Source organism: Flavobacterium sp. WV_118_3 (assembly GCF_039778605.1).
Classification (GTDB): domain Bacteria; phylum Bacteroidota; class Bacteroidia; order Flavobacteriales; family Flavobacteriaceae; genus Flavobacterium.
On sequence record NZ_CP156060.1, the window covers coordinates 1,395,515 to 1,411,858 of the forward strand.

12 protein-coding genes are annotated in these 16,344 nt (G+C 41.5%); 4 read left to right on the top strand and 8 right to left on the bottom strand.

From position 1 onward, the window contains the following. Positions 1-60 precede the first annotated feature (60 nt). The 8 genes from acs to ABFU83_RS06465 all read right to left on the bottom strand — a co-directional run bounded on the left by acs (position 61) and on the right by ABFU83_RS06465 (position 10,888). Positions 61-1,968 (bottom strand): acetate--CoA ligase, encoded by a 1,908-nt coding sequence (acs, locus tag ABFU83_RS06430; RefSeq protein ID WP_347069702.1) that lies wholly within the window; start codon positions 1,966-1,968, stop codon positions 61-63. 22 nt (positions 1,969-1,990) lie between these two features. Next, the gene (locus tag ABFU83_RS06435; protein WP_347069704.1) at positions 1,991-3,886 is read right to left on the bottom strand and encodes an acetate--CoA ligase; all 1,896 of its coding nucleotides are present in this window, start codon (positions 3,884-3,886) and stop codon (positions 1,991-1,993) included. Between the two features lie 15 nt (positions 3,887-3,901). Then, the gene (locus ABFU83_RS06440; protein ID WP_347069706.1) at positions 3,902-4,267 is read right to left on the bottom strand and encodes a response regulator; all 366 of its coding nucleotides are present in this window, start codon (positions 4,265-4,267) and stop codon (positions 3,902-3,904) included. A 1-nt stretch (position 4,268) separates the two neighbouring features. After that, positions 4,269-6,968, bottom strand: coding sequence for an ATP-binding protein (locus tag ABFU83_RS06445; RefSeq protein WP_347069708.1), 2,700 nt, complete (start codon positions 6,966-6,968; stop codon positions 4,269-4,271). Between the two features lie 260 nt (positions 6,969-7,228). Beyond that, positions 7,229-7,453 carry a DUF6814 family protein gene (locus ABFU83_RS06450; protein ID WP_347069710.1) on the bottom strand — a complete coding sequence of 75 codons (225 nt, stop codon included), beginning with the start codon at positions 7,451-7,453 and terminating at the stop codon, positions 7,229-7,231. 11 nt (positions 7,454-7,464) lie between these two features. Next, on the bottom strand, positions 7,465-8,997 hold the full coding sequence (locus ABFU83_RS06455; RefSeq protein WP_347069712.1) for an MFS transporter: 1,533 nt from the start codon (positions 8,995-8,997) through the stop codon (positions 7,465-7,467). A 19-nt stretch (positions 8,998-9,016) separates the two neighbouring features. Next, on the bottom strand, positions 9,017-10,366 hold the full coding sequence (locus ABFU83_RS06460; RefSeq protein ID WP_347069714.1) for a porin: 1,350 nt from the start codon (positions 10,364-10,366) through the stop codon (positions 9,017-9,019). Positions 10,367-10,468: 102 nt separating this feature from the next. Then, positions 10,469-10,888, bottom strand: coding sequence for a helix-turn-helix domain-containing protein (locus ABFU83_RS06465; protein ID WP_347069716.1), 420 nt, complete (start codon positions 10,886-10,888; stop codon positions 10,469-10,471). 161 nt (positions 10,889-11,049) lie between these two features. Here ABFU83_RS06465 and ABFU83_RS06470 point away from each other — a divergent pair, with 161 nt between their 5' ends. The 4 genes from ABFU83_RS06470 to ABFU83_RS06485 all read left to right on the top strand — a co-directional run bounded on the left by ABFU83_RS06470 (position 11,050) and on the right by ABFU83_RS06485 (position 16,340). Continuing rightward, positions 11,050-11,646 carry a hypothetical protein gene (locus ABFU83_RS06470; protein WP_347069719.1) on the top strand — a complete coding sequence of 199 codons (597 nt, stop codon included), beginning with the start codon at positions 11,050-11,052 and terminating at the stop codon, positions 11,644-11,646. 154 nt (positions 11,647-11,800) lie between these two features. Then, positions 11,801-12,406, top strand: a complete 606-nt coding sequence (locus ABFU83_RS06475) for a flavin reductase family protein (RefSeq protein WP_347069720.1) — start codon at positions 11,801-11,803, stop codon at positions 12,404-12,406. 1 nt (position 12,407) lies between these two features. After that, positions 12,408-14,705, top strand: a complete 2,298-nt coding sequence (locus tag ABFU83_RS06480) for an FAD-dependent monooxygenase (protein ID WP_347069721.1) — start codon at positions 12,408-12,410, stop codon at positions 14,703-14,705. A 30-nt stretch (positions 14,706-14,735) separates the two neighbouring features. After that, a complete protein-coding gene (locus tag ABFU83_RS06485; RefSeq protein WP_347069722.1) occupies positions 14,736-16,340 on the top strand; it encodes an AMP-binding protein in 1,605 nt (534 codons plus the stop codon). Positions 16,341-16,344: the final 4 nt, after the last annotated feature.

The following is a 16,344-nucleotide window of genomic DNA, read 5'->3' on the forward strand; positions in this document are numbered from 1 at the left end:
ATTTATAAAACAAAAAAAGCACCTTAAAGGTGCTTTTTCAAATATCAAATAAAAAAGAAATTACAATCTTTCGTTTTTAATTTCTTCTACAATTTCCGGATTCAATAGCGTAGTGATATCACCAAAGTTTGAGAAATCGCCTTCGGCTATCTTACGCAAAATACGGCGCATGATTTTTCCGGAACGGGTTTTTGGTAATCCCGATACAAATTGGATTTTATCCAGTTTGGCAATGGGTCCGATATGACTCGCTACGTGTTCGTTGATCTCTTTTCGCAGGTTATCACGATCACGGTACTCTCCAATTTCTTTTAAGATAATAAAACCATACAAAGCATTTCCTTTGATATCGTGCGGGAAACCTACAATAGCCGATTCAGCCACTGCCGGGTGTTCATTAATCGCATCTTCAATGGGCGCCGTTCCTAAGTTATGACCGGAAACAATCACCACATCGTCTACCCGACCGGTAATTCGATAATACCCTACTTCATCTCGCAAAGCACCATCTCCGGTAAAATATTTACCCGGGAAAGCCGAAAAATACGTTTCTTTATAACGCTGATGATCACCCCAAATTGTTCGGGCAATCGACGGCCATGGGAATTTAACACACAAGCTGCCTACAACCTGATTTCCTTCTATTTCATTGCGTTTTTCGTCCATTAATACCGGCTGAATTCCCGGTAATGGTAAGGTCGCATAAGTAGGCTTCGTTGGTGTGACAAATGGAACCGGAGAAATCATAATACCACCGGTTTCGGTTTGCCACCAGGTATCGACAATCGGACATTTTTTCTTTCCAACATGATCATTATACCAGTGCCACGCTTCTTCATTGATCGGCTCTCCTACGGATCCGATTACTTTTAAAGAAGATAAATCGTGTTTATCTACCCATACGGTACTTTCTTTAGCCAACGAACGGATGGCTGTCGGTGCCGTATAAAACTGACTCACTTTATGTTTATCGATTACTTCCCAAAAACGTCCGAAATCCGGGTACGATGGTACACCTTCAAAAATGACTGTCGTCGCGCCGTTTAGAAGTGGACCGTATAAAATATAGGAATGTCCGGTAATCCAGCCAATATCGGCCGTACACCAGTAAATATCGTTTTCTTCGTAATTGAATATGTTTTTAAACGTATAAGCCGTATACACCATATAACCCGCCGTAGTATGCAACATTCCTTTCGGTTTTCCGGTCGATCCGGAGGTATACAGGATAAACAACGGATCTTCCGCATCCATAATTTCGGCTACATTATTCGGAATCGCCTCATCCAGTAAAGGTTGCAACCATAAATCGCGACCTTCTTTCATTTTTATTTCCGTGTTGGTTCTTTTGGCAACCAATACACTGGTAACGGTTGGACATTTTTCCAACGCTTCATCTACAATCGATTTCAGGTCGATGGTTTTGTTACCTCTATAAGCCCCATCGGAAGTGATGACCATTTTACAACCACAGTCGATAACCCGTGATGCAATTGCCGAAGCTGAAAATCCGGCGAAAACAACCGAATGAATCGCTCCAATCCGTGCACAGGCCAATACAGCCACTGCCAGTTCCGGAATCATCGGTAGATAAATACACACCCGGTCACCTTTTTTAATGCCTTGTTCGCGCAATACATTGGCCATTTTGGCTACGCGATCGTACAATTCGTTATAGGTAATATATTGCGCCGGTTCTTTCGGATCGTTCGGCTCAAAAATAATCGCATTTTTATTCCCTCTTTTGGCCAAATGACGGTCAATACAGTTTTTAGTGATGTTCACTTTTGCATTGGTAAACCATTTAATATCGGCTTCGGCCATATCAAACTCCATTACTTTATCCCAGGTTTGGTACCATGTAAAATTTTCTTCGGCGATTTTTCCCCAGAATTTACGTGGCTCCCGGATCGATTTTTTATAGTGTTTGAAGTATTCTTCTAAGTTGTTTATTTTATAATAACTCATAGTGTGTTTATTTTTTCATATTCTATTTAAATACACCGATGCCATAGCTTGTAAAGGCTTCGGTTACTTCACCGATGATGGTTTCGTCATCGATGGTGGACGGGATTTGGTATTTTTCACCGTCTACAATACTTCGCAGTAATTTGCGAAGGATTTTTCCGGAACGGGTTTTTGGCAAACGCTGCACAACAATCACATTGCGCAACGAAGCTACCGCGCCTATTTTTTCGCGAACAAGCTGAACCACTTCATATTCCAGTTGGAAATGTTCGGTTGCGTCGCCCGATTTAATCACAGCCAACGCCAAGGGAATCTGACCTTTTAAGGCATCGTTAATTCCTATAACGGCACATTCGGCCACTGCATTGTGTGAGGCTACAATTTCTTCCATTTCGGCAGTCGAAAGGCGGTGTCCCGCAACATTGATCACATCGTCAACTCGGCCGGTTATATAAATATAACCTTCGTTGTCTTTGTAACCACCGTCGCCCGAAAAATAATAGCCCGGGAAACGGGTTAAATACCCGGCTTTAAACCGGATTTCATCCTCCCAAAGACCCAACATGGTTCCCGGTGGCAAAGGTAGTTTTATTACCACATATCCTTCTTCGTTTGGCGGTAATTCTTTTCCGTTTTCATCAAAAATAACGATTTCGTAACCGGTAACGGCTTTCCCGGCCGATCCGGGTTTTACCGGTAGGTATTCCACGCCCATCATATTGGCAATCATCGGCCAGCCGGATTCCGTCTGCCACCAATGATCAATAACAGGAACCGGTAGGTGTTGGCGATACCATTCCAGTGTAGCCACATCACAACGCTCACCAGCTAAGAACTGTATTTTCAAATGACTTAAATCGTATTTTTTGATAAAGTTTCCGTCGGGGTCTTCTTTTTTAATGGCCCGAATGGCTGTTGGTGCGGTAAACATAATGCGTACTTTGTGCTCGGCAATGATCCGCCAATAGGTGCTCGCATCCGGAGTTTTGATGGGTTTGCCTTCGAAGATCACGGTGGTGTTGCGATTTAATAACGGTCCGTATAAAATATAACTGTGTCCTACCGCCCATCCCATATCGGATGCCGCCCAAAATGTCTCGCCTTGCGGAATGTCGTATACATATTGCATCGTAAATTTAAGTGCTGTAGCATAACCTCCTGTATCTCTTACGATTCCTTTTGGTTTTCCAGTAGTCCCGGAAGTGTATAAAATATAAAGCGGATGTGTCGCTGCTACCGGAACACAAGGTACTTCTTCTGATTGTAAAACTAATTTTTCATAGTCGACATCATATTCCTGAAACGGTATTTTGGCTCCTAATTTCCGATTAAAGATGATCACTTTTTCCGGTTTATGTGCTGCCATTTCAATCGCTTCGTCAACCAGTGGTTTATAAGCGATCAGTCGGTCGATTTCAATTCCCGAAGAGGCCGTAATAATGGCTTTAGGTTTGGAATCGTCTATTCGGATGGCCAATTCGTGCGGCGCAAATCCACCAAAAACCATCGAGTGCGTCACACCGATACGAGCACAGGCCAACATTGCAAAAGCCACCTGCGGAATCATGGGCATATAAATGACCGCCGTATCGCCTTTGGTTAAACCCAAAGAAAGTAATCCTCCCGCTAATTTTGCCACTTCGGATTTTACTTCGTTAAACGTATATTTTCGTATCGTTTGGGTCACGGGTGAATCATAGATAAAAGCCACCTGATCGCCATAACCATCCTCAATGTGTTTGTCAATCGTCAGATAGCAAATATTCAGTTCACCATCGGCAAACCATAGTGGATAGCCGTTTTTATCTTTGGACAATATGGTTTGTGGCCGCTTATACCATTCGAGTACACCGGCCTGTTCTTTCCAGAAACCTTCAGGATCCTTAAGGCTTCGTTGGTAAAATGCATTATAATTCATGGTAAGTGGTTGTTTTTAGTCCGTTAGCAATTCGTTGGTTTGCTCGACCAGTTTTTTAACCGAAAAGGGCTTGGTCATATATAAATCGGCGCCTAATGAAAGTCCTCTTTCAATATCTTTTTCCTTGTTTTTAGCCGACAGAAATATGACTTTACAATGCTGTAAACGCTCGTCTTTTTTAATTTGTTCGAGTGTCGCAAAACCGTCGACCATCGGCATCATGACGTCGAGGATAATAATATCGGGCTGCTGCACTTTTAGAATGTCCAGCGCTTCCTGTCCGTCACGGGCAATAAATACCTCATAATTGTTCTTTTTAAAGGTGTATTCCAACGACATGACGATATTCGGTTCGTCGTCTACAATTAAAATTTTCCGCATCTTATTCATTTTCTGTGCTATTGTATTTGGGCAATGTAAAATGGAAAACCGCTCCGGTTTCTTTATTTTCAGCCCATATTTTTCCTTTATGATGTTCGACTATCTGTTTGCAGATCGCCAATCCGAGTCCGCTACCAACCGGTTTTTTAATATTTTGATTGGTCGACTGGTAAAATTTGTCAAAAATCGCATCCAGATCTTCCGGATTAATTCCTTTCCCGTTATCACGAATACTGGTTTGTAAATACGTTCCGTTTTCCGTTACCGTTATCGAAATCTGACCATTGGTTTCCGGACAAAACTTTACTGCATTCGACACCAGATTTGTAATCACCTGGATAAGCCGTTCTTCGTCGTACCAGGCTTCAGCCACCGTTTCGGCCACAAAATTTACGGCTATCTTTTTGTTGCGAATCAGTTGTTGTAACGGCTCCAGGGCTGTAACTATTGTGTGATCCAGACTATTTTTTGTCGCATGAATCTGTTGCTTTCCGGTTTCGAATTTTTCGAGGTCTAAAATTTTGTTGATCAACCTATTTAAACGATCGGATTCCGAGATGATATTCTTTAAAAACTGCTTGCGTAAGTCTTCCGGGATATCGTCATCGTCGTATAAAATCTCACTGGAAGCCTTTATCGCAGTGATTGGTGTTCGCAATTCATGAGTTACCGTATCCAAAAATTCATCTTTCTGTGCGTCTTTTTCCAAAAGCTGTTCATTTGCTTTTTGCAATTGGGCGGTTATTTGTTTTAACTCATTGGACGTCTCCGTCAGTTTTTTATTGATGATGATGTTTTCGCGGGATTCTTCCAAAATATGTAATACTTCCTGTAGTGATACTTTTTCTTCTTTTACCACGCTTGAAATCAATATTCGAGCCGAAGCGGTTCCGATATGACCGGTAAGCAGGTTTTCTGCAAACTTGATCAATCGGGCGTCGGCCTGTTCCTGATTCTTATCGACATTGTATTTCAGATTAAAAATCGTCAATGCCCGTTTGGTGCGTTCCTCACCCAAAAAACGTTTTAATACTTTTTCGATATCGCGGGTATAGGCCGTTCCTTTCCAGACAAAAGCGTTTTCGTGCATCGTACTGTATTTATCGATGTCGATAAACATTTCGGCATAATTGCGTTCGCGGTAGTTTCCTTTAAAACTCACGGAAACCGCCAGATAAATGATCGTATTAAACAGTAAACTCCAGAAAAGTGCCTGCGGAATCGGTGTCAGATAATCCAGTCCGAATAACTGAAACGGTTTTAACAATTCGATTCCGGCCAGACCTTCGGATATAAAGGTACTACTACTGTTGGTAATCCCGATTCCATACGGAATCAGAAGGGTATAAACGCAGACAAAAAATCCGATCAGCATTCCGGAAATAGCGCCCAAACGGGATCCGCGACGCCATAATAGCGCCCCAAAAAAAGCCGGAGCCAATTGCGCCATAATCACAAAGGAAACCAATCCAATCGAAAACAGGTTGTAATCCAATACGTAAAAACGATAGATCAGATACGCAACAATGATCAATAGAAAAATACAAATTTTACGGATGTTTACGATCCGTTTGCTGTTTTTATCCTGAGTCTCACTTTGCAGCGTCCCCAGAAATCCGTAAGGAATTAAAAGATTGTTACTCAGCATGATCGATAATCCGATCGAAGCGACCACAATCATCGATATCGAAGCCGAAAAACCACCCAGAAATACCAAAACGGTTATTGTCGTATTATTAAAATATTGTGGAATTAACAGTGAATAGGTATCGGCATTAGCCGTACCTTCCGAAAATAGTATATTTCCGCCCCATGCGATCGGATACACAAAAATATTAAACAATAACAGATATAACGGAAACAACCAGATCGCCGTTTTAATATGACTTTCCCGATTGTTTTCGACCACCGCCATTTGAAATTGACGCGGTAACAGGAACATCGCAAATAAAGACAGTAAACATAAAAAGAACCAATTGAGTGCCTGCGGTAGTCCTCCAATGGTATTCTTTTCACGGAATCCTTCTATCAGACTGGCTTGGGCATATATATCTTCGAAACCGTCAAATACAAAATAGGTTACATATACGCCTACCAGAATAAAGAAAAAGAGTTTTAAAACCGATTCCATTGCCACGGCAGTCACAATTCCTTTTCTTTTTTCGGAGGCATCTACATAACGGGTTCCGTAATAGGAGGCAAAAAGGGCAAGTGCAATAGCCACATAAGTTGTAGTGTCATTAAACACATTCGAACTTAACGAGGTTTGGGTTACTATTGTAAAGGTTTCGGCAATTGCTTTTAATTGTAAGGCGATATACGGAATAATCCCGACAACACTAATAAAAGTAACCAACGCGCCCAGAAAACGACTGTTTCCGTAGCGTAAGGAAATAAAATCGGCCAGACTGGAAATTTTATTCACCCGCGAGATACGGATGATTTTTCGCAGAATGACAATCCACGCCGGAATAATGATCACCGGTCCCAAATATACCGTAAGGTAACTCAGTCCCGACTGTGCCGCTACTCCGATACTACCATAATACGTCCAGGCCGAGCAATAAACGGCAAGCGAAAAAGTATAGACATACGGATTATTGGTCCATTTACCGTTGGCTTTTTTTTCGGCCCAATGGGCTACAAAAAATAAGATTCCCAGATAAAACAACAATATGATCAGTAAACTATAACTACTCATAATACCGCTTAACAACTAAAAATGAAACCAAGATTGAAAATAGCCATATGGAAAAAAAGTAGCCGTAAATTACCGGGATTCCTAAAATGGCATCGGCGTGATCAAAAAGAAGCACCAATGGCAAATTAAAGGCCAGTAATAAGGCTAGAGATAAGATAACTAATTTTTGTTCGTGCCGTTTTTTCATGTGTTCTACAAACCAAAGGACCCCGGAGTTCCAAAGAAATCCGGAGTACCAGTAATAACCAGGTAGTTATAGGTTAATCTTCATTATCATATTCTCCGATAAGGGCATAATAGCCAAAGGTTCCCAAACCTAATACGATTAAGGGCGTCAGGATAAACAGAATGATGATTCCAAAAACCAAATCGTCCTGTTTGCCGGTCACAAACTTTGGTAAGCCGAATATAAAGATACAAAAATAGGCTGCGGCTATAGCTAATAATAGCCAAACAATTCCGAGTATTCTTTTTATTTTGTTCATAAATATGCCTTTTAGTCGTTACTTTTATTTTTGTTGTTAATATAAAACATCCCGATCACAAAGCTGATCGCTGCAATGATAATCGGATACCACAATCCTTCGAGGTAAAATGTAGGATTGCCGTTGTCTTTCGCTACCGTTACCAGGTAGGTTGAAATCGCCGGTAACAAGCCTCCGAAAATTCCGTTTCCGACATGATACGGTAAGGACATCGATGTATAGCGGATTTTCACCGGGAACATTTCTACCAGAAAAGCGGCAATCGGACCGTAAACCATCGTTACAAAAATCACCTGAATAAACACGAGGAAGATCAGCATCCATCGGTCGGATGAATTAATGGTCACCGTGGTTTTGACGTCGGTTTTGGCTTTTCCATCCACCATAATCGGCTTACCATCTTCCAGATGAACGGTTTTAATTTGCGTCCATTGGGTTCCGTCTGTAAATTCTTTGGTGGTTGTATAAACGGAATCAATTGTCTGATGTGTATTTTCTTTGGTTATCGCCAGAATTTTTGTTTTTTCGACTATTTCCGTTTTTAAGTTTACATCGGTGGTTTCGTACATGGTTTTGTAAATCGGACGGTATAAAAAGATCGCCAACAACATTCCGGTCATCATAATACTTTTGCGTCCTACTTTATCACTCAACCATCCGAAGACTACAAAGAACGGCGTTCCAACCAATAGTGCGATTCCTAATAAGGTATCCACCTGCGTAGAATCGACACTCATAACGGTTTTCAGGAAATTCATCGCATAAAACTGACCGGTATACCAGACCACTCCCTGCCCCATCGCGGCTCCAAATAAGGCTAATAATACAAATTTAAGGTTATAACGGTTTCCGAAACTTTCTTTTAACGGATTCGCACTGGTTTTTCCTTCGGCTTTCGCTTTGGCAAATACCGGCGATTCGTGCATGTTTTTACGGATCAGATACGACACCAATACCATCAGGATCGATACCCAAAACGGTACACGCCATCCCCACTCGTCAAACGCGGCTTCCGATAAGGTTGTTTTGGTTAACAAAATAACCATCAACGACACAAATAATCCCGCCGTAGCCGTCGTTTGAATCCACGAAGTCCAATACCCACGTTGACCAACCGGTGCATGTTCGGCGACATAGGTAGCCGCTCCACCATATTCGCCACCCAGTGCCAATCCTTGTAATAACCGAAGCACTAACACTAATAACGGTGCCATAAATCCGATGGTTTCGTAACTCGGAATACATCCGATCAAAAATGTGGCCCCTCCCATTAATAACAGGGTTACCATAAACGTATATTTACGCCCGATCATATCACCCAGACGACCAAAAAACAAGGCGCCAAACGGACGAACGACAAATCCGGCAGCAAAAGTTGCCAATGTCGATAAAAAGGCAGCCGTTGGGTTATCGGCCGGGAAGAATTTGGTAGAAATCACTACCGCCAAACTTCCGAAAATATAAAAATCATACCATTCGATCAGTGTTCCTACAGAAGAAGCGGTGATAACGCTCCAGATTCCTTTTGTTGCTTTATTGCTCATAAATGTGGTTCAGTGTTGGTTATAAATAAATTTGCAGTTGTACCAGGAAATCCCCTCTCATCCCGTCGATATTGTCTTTGGCACTATAAACAGGTCGTGTCGAATACTGCGTGGTGATTTTAGCATGATGCCCGTCCAGGAAGAAATTGGCACCAATGTCAAACTGCGAACTGGATTTTTCGAGTGCTTCGAATTTTTTATACGTATACGCTCCGAAAGGCTGAATGCGCACAACCGGTTTTTCGGCTTTACACGGTAATAAAAATCCAGCCTGTGTATACCAGATGGTTCCGGTTCCGATCATCGGTTGCGTATTTCCGGCCCCGGCCAAAGCCCGGTCACCTGTAAAAGACGGATCGGCGGCACCAACATTCATAATTCCGATATTGCGAAGGTAGTTGGGACCAAAATCGTAATCGTATAAAACGGAATAAGCGGTCAGTGCCATTTTCTTTTCTTTGGCTCCTAAAGGTAAATCCAGAAAAGCATCCGCCGAAAGTAATTTGATATCGTGTTTTTGAACAACACTGTTTACAGAAGTTCGTGTCGCATCCGGAGCAGTATAAAAGCCGGCGCCAAGATTAAATACTTTTTTGGTTCCAAGGTAAGAACCAACTTTATACGGTAGTAAATTCGATTCCTGTTCTAAAAACTGGTATTCGAAATAACCGGCTTTCGACCATCGGGTGTTTCCGCTATTGTCTACGGCTACTGCGTTATCAACATTGGTAACATCTACCGGAGCCGTGTTGGTGGCAAAAGGTTTGTTGATGCTCATACGGTATTCGAATTTCCCGTATTTTCCTTTGGCGAATAACCCAACCTGTCGGGCAAACTGATCGGCATTATCGATTAAAGGCCAGTTAAAAATCGGAGCATCAATGGTTAGGAAATTTAAAGTTGAGGCCATCGTCATACGGGACAATCCCATATAGTAATGCAATCCGCCTCCAAGTGATAAACTGAACTTTTTACCCGCTTCCGGTAAAACTACCGCATATTCGTTCCAGGCATCGTGAAAGAACAGCCCCGGCTTTTTGGTCGATCCCGCCGGACTGGTAAAGGTTTGATTGTTAATTCCAAAATGCGTTACAATCATATACCGCTTGGAGATTTGGGCATACGCCAGCATTCGCAAACGTCGGTTACCGATATCGGTATTAGTCGTCGCCGGTTCGTCGGCAATCATTGTTCCGGGATTCATTTCGGAAGAGCGAAACCAGATTTGATTCCAGGCGATAAAACGCATGTATTTGGAACCGTCTTCATTGAAATTTACTTTTAATCCCGAACCGTAATCCGTCGAACCCTGAGAATAGCCTTCCGCTGCGAAAAAGAGCAATCCGGCCAATAAAATGATTCGTTTCATAAGGTACTGTAATTTGGTTGTTTTGTGTTTTTTGCTTCACCAAATTCTAAAAAGGAAACGGATTGAAAATTTTTGTATATATATTTTTGTAAAATACTATAGTTAATCTTTAAAACGTTCCCATTTTATCAGCATAAATTTGTCCCCTAACTCCGTTATGATCATTCCGGCACCAGACAATTGTTCTTTATTTTTTAGGTATTCAACGAGTTCCAAATGGTTAAAAATCTTGTATGTTGGATGGTAATCACCTTGCGTGAGCCTTTTCACCCGAAATTCTTTTACCCAATTGCTTACGGTAACGTGGGAAACCCCTAAAATACGTTCAATTTCGCGGTAACTCAATCCTTCAAGATAGAGCTGTAATGCCTTGGTTACATAGTAATCGTCTATCTTTTTACCCAATTTGTTAACGGTAAAATAATAGTTGCATTTTTTACATAAGTATCTTTGTTTCTGATTGATAACCCCACTTTTAACAATAGCGTTGGTTTTGCACTTCGGACAGGCTAAAATCTCCATATATATTTATTTTGCATAAATATAGTATTTTAGCAAATATACATATAGCAATAATTCATTTTTTTAAATCAAAAATTACATTATATACATATTTAAACAACTATATTTACATTAAAAATAATAAATATTGCTTTTATAAAAAACCAGAATCGATAATCACAATGAAATCCCTGTTCGTATTTGTTGGTCTGTTTACATTCTTTTTTAGTCATTGTCAAGAAGAAAATAAACTTTCGGAAGCTGTAAAAGCTGAAATTTCGGTCGATTCTATTGAAAGGGCTTTTTTGGATGAAAAACTATTCTATACCACGGTGATCCGACTGCATCCTAACGACAATGCTTTTATTTTTATTGATGATGATTATGTCGCGCAAAGCATTACCAATGCCTCCGTTAAAAAACTATACGAAACCAGCGAATACCTATCATCAGAAAACCGGGAAGCTTTTTATCAAAAAATCAGCAATGCCCTTCCAAAAGAAGATATTCGTGTTTTTGATCGGATTTGGAGTTTAAAGGAAGTTCGTCAACAAATTGGCGGTGATGGTGGTTTGCATACCTTGGTAACCTGGATCACCCAAAAACCAACCGCAAAAGATCCCAACTATTATATTGAAGTACGCCGACTGTATCTCGAACGACTCGGAACCTGTATTCCAATTGGCTATATTAAAATGCACAGCCAAACAAAAGACCTTTTGGTAATGGATTCCGAAGGCGAATACCTTCCGATAGCCAAATGGCGTCAAATCAAATAGTTTCACAAACGGATATTAGTTTGTGACAGAATTTCTTTAAAAATGCAGGATCAGCAAAGATTATAGAATAAAAATACAGAGTACTTATTTTTATTTTTATAAAAATATCAATTCTAAAAAAAAAGGTTTAATTTGCGATAAAACAAACAACACTATGCATTTTGACCCGTCTGTATTGGACCAATCGGCCGTATACAAACTACTAACCGGTACAGTTATTCCCCGTCCTATTGGATGGATTTCCTCGATCAGTAAAGAAGGTGCTATCAATCTGGCACCATTTTCATTTTTTAATGCTGTTGGCGAAGATCCGCCTCATGTGATGTTCTCAACTGTTCGTCCGAACAACACCAATAAAGACACCTTAAATAACGTGCTGGAAACCGGCGAATTTGTGGTTAATTTGGTTACGGAAGAACTCGTTGAAAAAATGAATCTGACTTCAGCCAGCGTTCCACCCGATCAAAACGAATTCGAACTGGCACAACTCACTCCTGCTTCATCACTTGTTGTAAAAGCTCCACGGGTTATAGAGAGCCCGGTGGCGATGGAATGCAAAGTCGTACACCATTATTCGCTGGAAGACCATCAGCACGGTGGCGCAACTATCGTTATCGGCAGAGTGGTTATGTTTCATATCGACGAAGCCATATTGTCCGACAATTACCGAATTAACATGGACGTCTACCGACCTGTTGCCCGTTTGGCAGGATCAAATTATTCAAAATTAGGAGAGATTTTCTCCATTAAAAGAGCTTAAAATGAAGATTACAGTTATTGGTGGCGGACCCGGTGGTTTATACTTCTCAATCCTTACCAAAAAAGCATTACCCCATTGCCAGATTGACTTATATGAACGCAATAAAGCAGACGATAGTTTTGGTTTTGGCGTCGTTTTTTCCGATGAAACCTTAAGTGAATTCTTAACCAAAGATCCCAAATCATACGAATTAATACGCAGTCGCTTTGCGTATTGGGACGATCTGGATGTCGCCCGCGACGGTGAAGTGGTACGCATTACCGGTAATGGTTTTTGCGGTTGTTCTCGCAAAACATTATTGGAGTTACTACAGCAGCGTTGCCGCGAAGAAGGAGTTAACCTGCATTTCGAGTCCAATATCACCGATCTCTCTCCATTTAGCGATAGCGACTATATCGTAATCTCCGACGGAATTAACAGTATTTTCCGCGATCAGATGCCGGAAGCATTCGGTACGCAAAAGACACTCAAAAACAATCGTTTTGTATGGATGGGTTCTACGCGACCATTGGATGCTTTTACGTATTTTTTCCGAACCACACCATATGGAACATTGGTAGCGCATACCTATCAATATGAAGCCGGACGTAGTACCTGGATTTTTGAATGCTCAGATGAAACCTGGCAAAAAGCCGGTTTTTCGGAAACCGATGAAGCCGACACTATTCTAAAACTGGAAAATCTATTTAAAGAAGAACTCGACGGTCATTCACTGATCTCCAACCGTTCGCATTGGCGACAGTTTCCGGCGATTACCAATTCCAACTGGCATAAAGACAATATTGTTTTATTGGGCGATGCCAAAGCGACGGCGCACTACTCCATCGGTTCCGGTACCAAACTGGCCATGGAATGTGCTATTGCGCTTTCGGAAGCCGTTAGCAATCATCAAACTGACACCAAATCAGCATTTGATCAATACGAAAAAGTACGCCGTAATCGCGTCGAAATGATCCAATATGCCGCAAATGTATCGTTAGATTGGTTTGAACATATGGACCGACACAACCAACACGATTTTATGCAGTTTGCTTTTGGCGTGATGACACGATCCAAAAAAGTAACCTTTGAAAATATGGCCTTACGCGATAGTACCTTTACACAAAAAGTATTATCCGAATTTAATACTAAAAATCAAAATAAACCCGAAACACCGGCCGCATTTACACCGTTTCAATTACGGGATATGGTGGTAAAAAACCGAATTGTGATGAGTCCGATGGGACAATATTCTGCCGAAAACGGTTTGGTTTCCGATTGGCATTTTATGCATTACGGATCGCGTGCCACAGGTGGTGTTGGTCTGATTTTAACCGAGATGACAGCCATTTCAGAAACCGGACGTATCACTTTAGGTTGCCCAGGCATTTACACTAAAGAACAAGCCGTTAACTGGAAAAAAATAACGGATTTTATTCATCAAAATTCCGACTCTAAGATAGGCATTCAACTGGGACATTCCGGGCGAAAAGGTGCCATTAAAAAACCGTGGGAAGGAACACAGGAACCCCTTGAAAATCCGTGGAACTTATTATCCGCTTCGGCAATCGCTTATACTGAAAAAATGGCCATTCCAAAAGAAATGGATCTTCAGGACATGGAACAAATTTTAAACGAATTTGTACAGGCAACCAAAAACGCCGACGAAGCCGGTTTTGACATGATCGAACTTCAGGCGCATCACGGCTTTCTGTTAGCTTCTTTCCTATCGCCGTTAACCAACAAACGTCAGGATAGTTTTGGTGGTAGTATCGAAAACCGTTTAAAATTCCCTTTACTGGTTTTTACAGCGATGCGTACTGCATTTCCGGAACACAAACCGATGTCGGTACGTATTTCGGCATCCGACTGGGCCGAAAACGGACTTACGGAAGCAGACAGTATTCTAATTGCTCAGGCGTTTAAAAATGCGGGTGCCGATATTATCAACGTTTCCACCGGAAATACGGTAGCCAATCAACAACCGCTTATGGGGAGAATGTGGCAAACACCTTTTTCCGATACAATTCGCAATACGGTTTCCATTCCTACCATTACCACTGGTTATATTCAGGATATTGATCAAATCAATACCATCCTTTTAAATGGCCGTGCCGATCTGGTTGCCTTGGGAAGACCTTTGTTACTTGATGCGAATTTTGTTCGAAATGCACAGGCATACGAGCAGTATCAAACGGATGATATCCCAAAACAATACCGTATGGGCATTTCGCATTTATATCCGTTAAAGGGTTCCGAACGAAAAGCAACCGAAGGCATGAAAAAATTACTGAAACCGGAAAGCCATAAAAAAGCCTGATACAACACCAACTGTTTAACTACCCCAAAAATGAATCATTACCACGATAATTTCGCACATGATAAACTTCCGGCTTTAAAACTACAGCCGGAATATCTTTTTGATCATCCGGATTTTGAGTTCCCCGAAAACCTGAACTGCGTTGCGCCTTTACTGGATATCCATATTAAGGAAGGTCGCGGCAATCAAATCGCAATCCGCACGTTTGATTCGGTTTGGACCTATCAGGACTTATACGACAAAGCCAATCAGATTGCCAATTACCTGATCGACGATACCGGTTTTGTTTCCGGAAATCGGGTTTTAATCCGTTCTGCCAATAATCCGAAGTTTGTAGCTTCCTGGTTTGCAGTATTAAAAGCCGGTGGTATCGTAGTAGCCACAATGCCTTTATTACGGGAAAAAGAATTGTCCGTAATGATTGAAAGTGCGCAGATTAGTCATGCTTTTTGCGATTACCGCCTACGGGATGAAATGGATCTGGTAACAGAACCTGCCTTAAAAAAAGTCATCTATTTTGACGGTTCTGAACAAAGTGATCAGGAGCTTGAAAAAGCAATCGCCGAAAAATCGATACAATTTGAGAACTATCCTACCCGATCGGATTCCATATCTTTAATCGGATTTACTTCCGGCACGACCGGGAAACCTAAAATGACCGCTCATTTTCATCGGGATGTAATCCTGATCTGTGAAGCTTTTCCAAAATATTCACTACAACCCAAACCGGATGACGTTTTTACCGGAAGTCCGCCGCTAGGATTTACATTCGGTTTGGGCGGATTGGTATTATTCCCGTTCTATTATGGCGCGTCGACTTTTTTAATTGAAAAACCAAGCCCGGAACTATTACTTGAGGCGATTCAGAAATACAAAATAACGGTTTGCTTTACGGCTCCGACCGCCTGGCGTATTTTGACCACAAAAGTTAAAGATTATGATATTTCTTCGTTACGAAAGTGTATTTCTGCCGGAGAAACATTACCTTTAAAGGTATGGGAAGACTGGTATAATGCCACCGGACTAAAAATTATTGACGGAATTGGTGCAACCGAAATGCTGCATATTTTTATTTCGTCTAACGAAGACAATATGAAAAAAGGCGCTACCGGTGTACCCATTCATGGTTATGAAGCCAAAATCGTGGATAAAAAAGGAAACGAAGTGCCAACCAACGAACCCGGAAGGCTCGCCGTTCGTGGGATTACCGGTTGTCGTTATTTAAACCGTACCGACAAACAGAAAGAATATGTACAAAATGGCTGGAATCTAACCGGAGATATTTTCCGAAAAGACGAAGACGGTTATTTCTGGTTTGTAGCCCGCGGAGACGACATGATCATTTCATCAGGCTATAATATTGCTGCCATTGAAGTAGAAAATGTATTGCTCACCCATCCGGAAATTGCCGAGTGTGCCGTAGTTGGATTGCCCGACGAAGAACGCGGCATGTTGGTCTGTTCCTATATTGTTTTAAAAGACAAAACCAAAGCGGGTCCTGATTTGGGTAAAGCCATTCAAAACTGGTTTAAAGAAGTGGCAGCGCCCTATAAATATCCACGGGAAGTGCGTTTTATGGACCATCTGCCCAAAACGGAAACCGGCAAAATACAGCGTTATAAACTAAAACAGTAATACT

What these genes read in the sequence shown, in the direction of transcription:
- acs (WP_347069702.1), bottom strand. Translation starts at nt 1,968, where the DNA reads ATGAGTTATTATAAAATAAACAACTTAGAAGAATACTTCAAACACTAT.
- ABFU83_RS06435 (WP_347069704.1), bottom strand. Translation starts at nt 3,886, where the DNA reads ATGAATTATAATGCATTTTACCAACGAAGCCTTAAGGATCCTGAAGGT.
- ABFU83_RS06440 (WP_347069706.1), bottom strand. Translation starts at nt 4,267, where the DNA reads ATGCGGAAAATTTTAATTGTAGACGACGAACCGAATATCGTCATGTCG.
- ABFU83_RS06445 (WP_347069708.1), bottom strand. Translation starts at nt 6,968, where the DNA reads ATGAGTAGTTATAGTTTACTGATCATATTGTTGTTTTATCTGGGAATC.
- ABFU83_RS06450 (WP_347069710.1), bottom strand. Translation starts at nt 7,453, where the DNA reads ATGAACAAAATAAAAAGAATACTCGGAATTGTTTGGCTATTATTAGCT.
- ABFU83_RS06455 (WP_347069712.1), bottom strand. Translation starts at nt 8,997, where the DNA reads ATGAGCAATAAAGCAACAAAAGGAATCTGGAGCGTTATCACCGCTTCT.
- ABFU83_RS06460 (WP_347069714.1), bottom strand. Translation starts at nt 10,366, where the DNA reads ATGAAACGAATCATTTTATTGGCCGGATTGCTCTTTTTCGCAGCGGAA.
- ABFU83_RS06465 (WP_347069716.1), bottom strand. Translation starts at nt 10,888, where the DNA reads ATGGAGATTTTAGCCTGTCCGAAGTGCAAAACCAACGCTATTGTTAAA.
- ABFU83_RS06470 (WP_347069719.1), top strand. Translation starts at nt 11,050, where the DNA reads ATGAAATCCCTGTTCGTATTTGTTGGTCTGTTTACATTCTTTTTTAGT.
- ABFU83_RS06475 (WP_347069720.1), top strand. Translation starts at nt 11,801, where the DNA reads ATGCATTTTGACCCGTCTGTATTGGACCAATCGGCCGTATACAAACTA.
- ABFU83_RS06480 (WP_347069721.1), top strand. Translation starts at nt 12,408, where the DNA reads ATGAAGATTACAGTTATTGGTGGCGGACCCGGTGGTTTATACTTCTCA.
- ABFU83_RS06485 (WP_347069722.1), top strand. Translation starts at nt 14,736, where the DNA reads ATGAATCATTACCACGATAATTTCGCACATGATAAACTTCCGGCTTTA.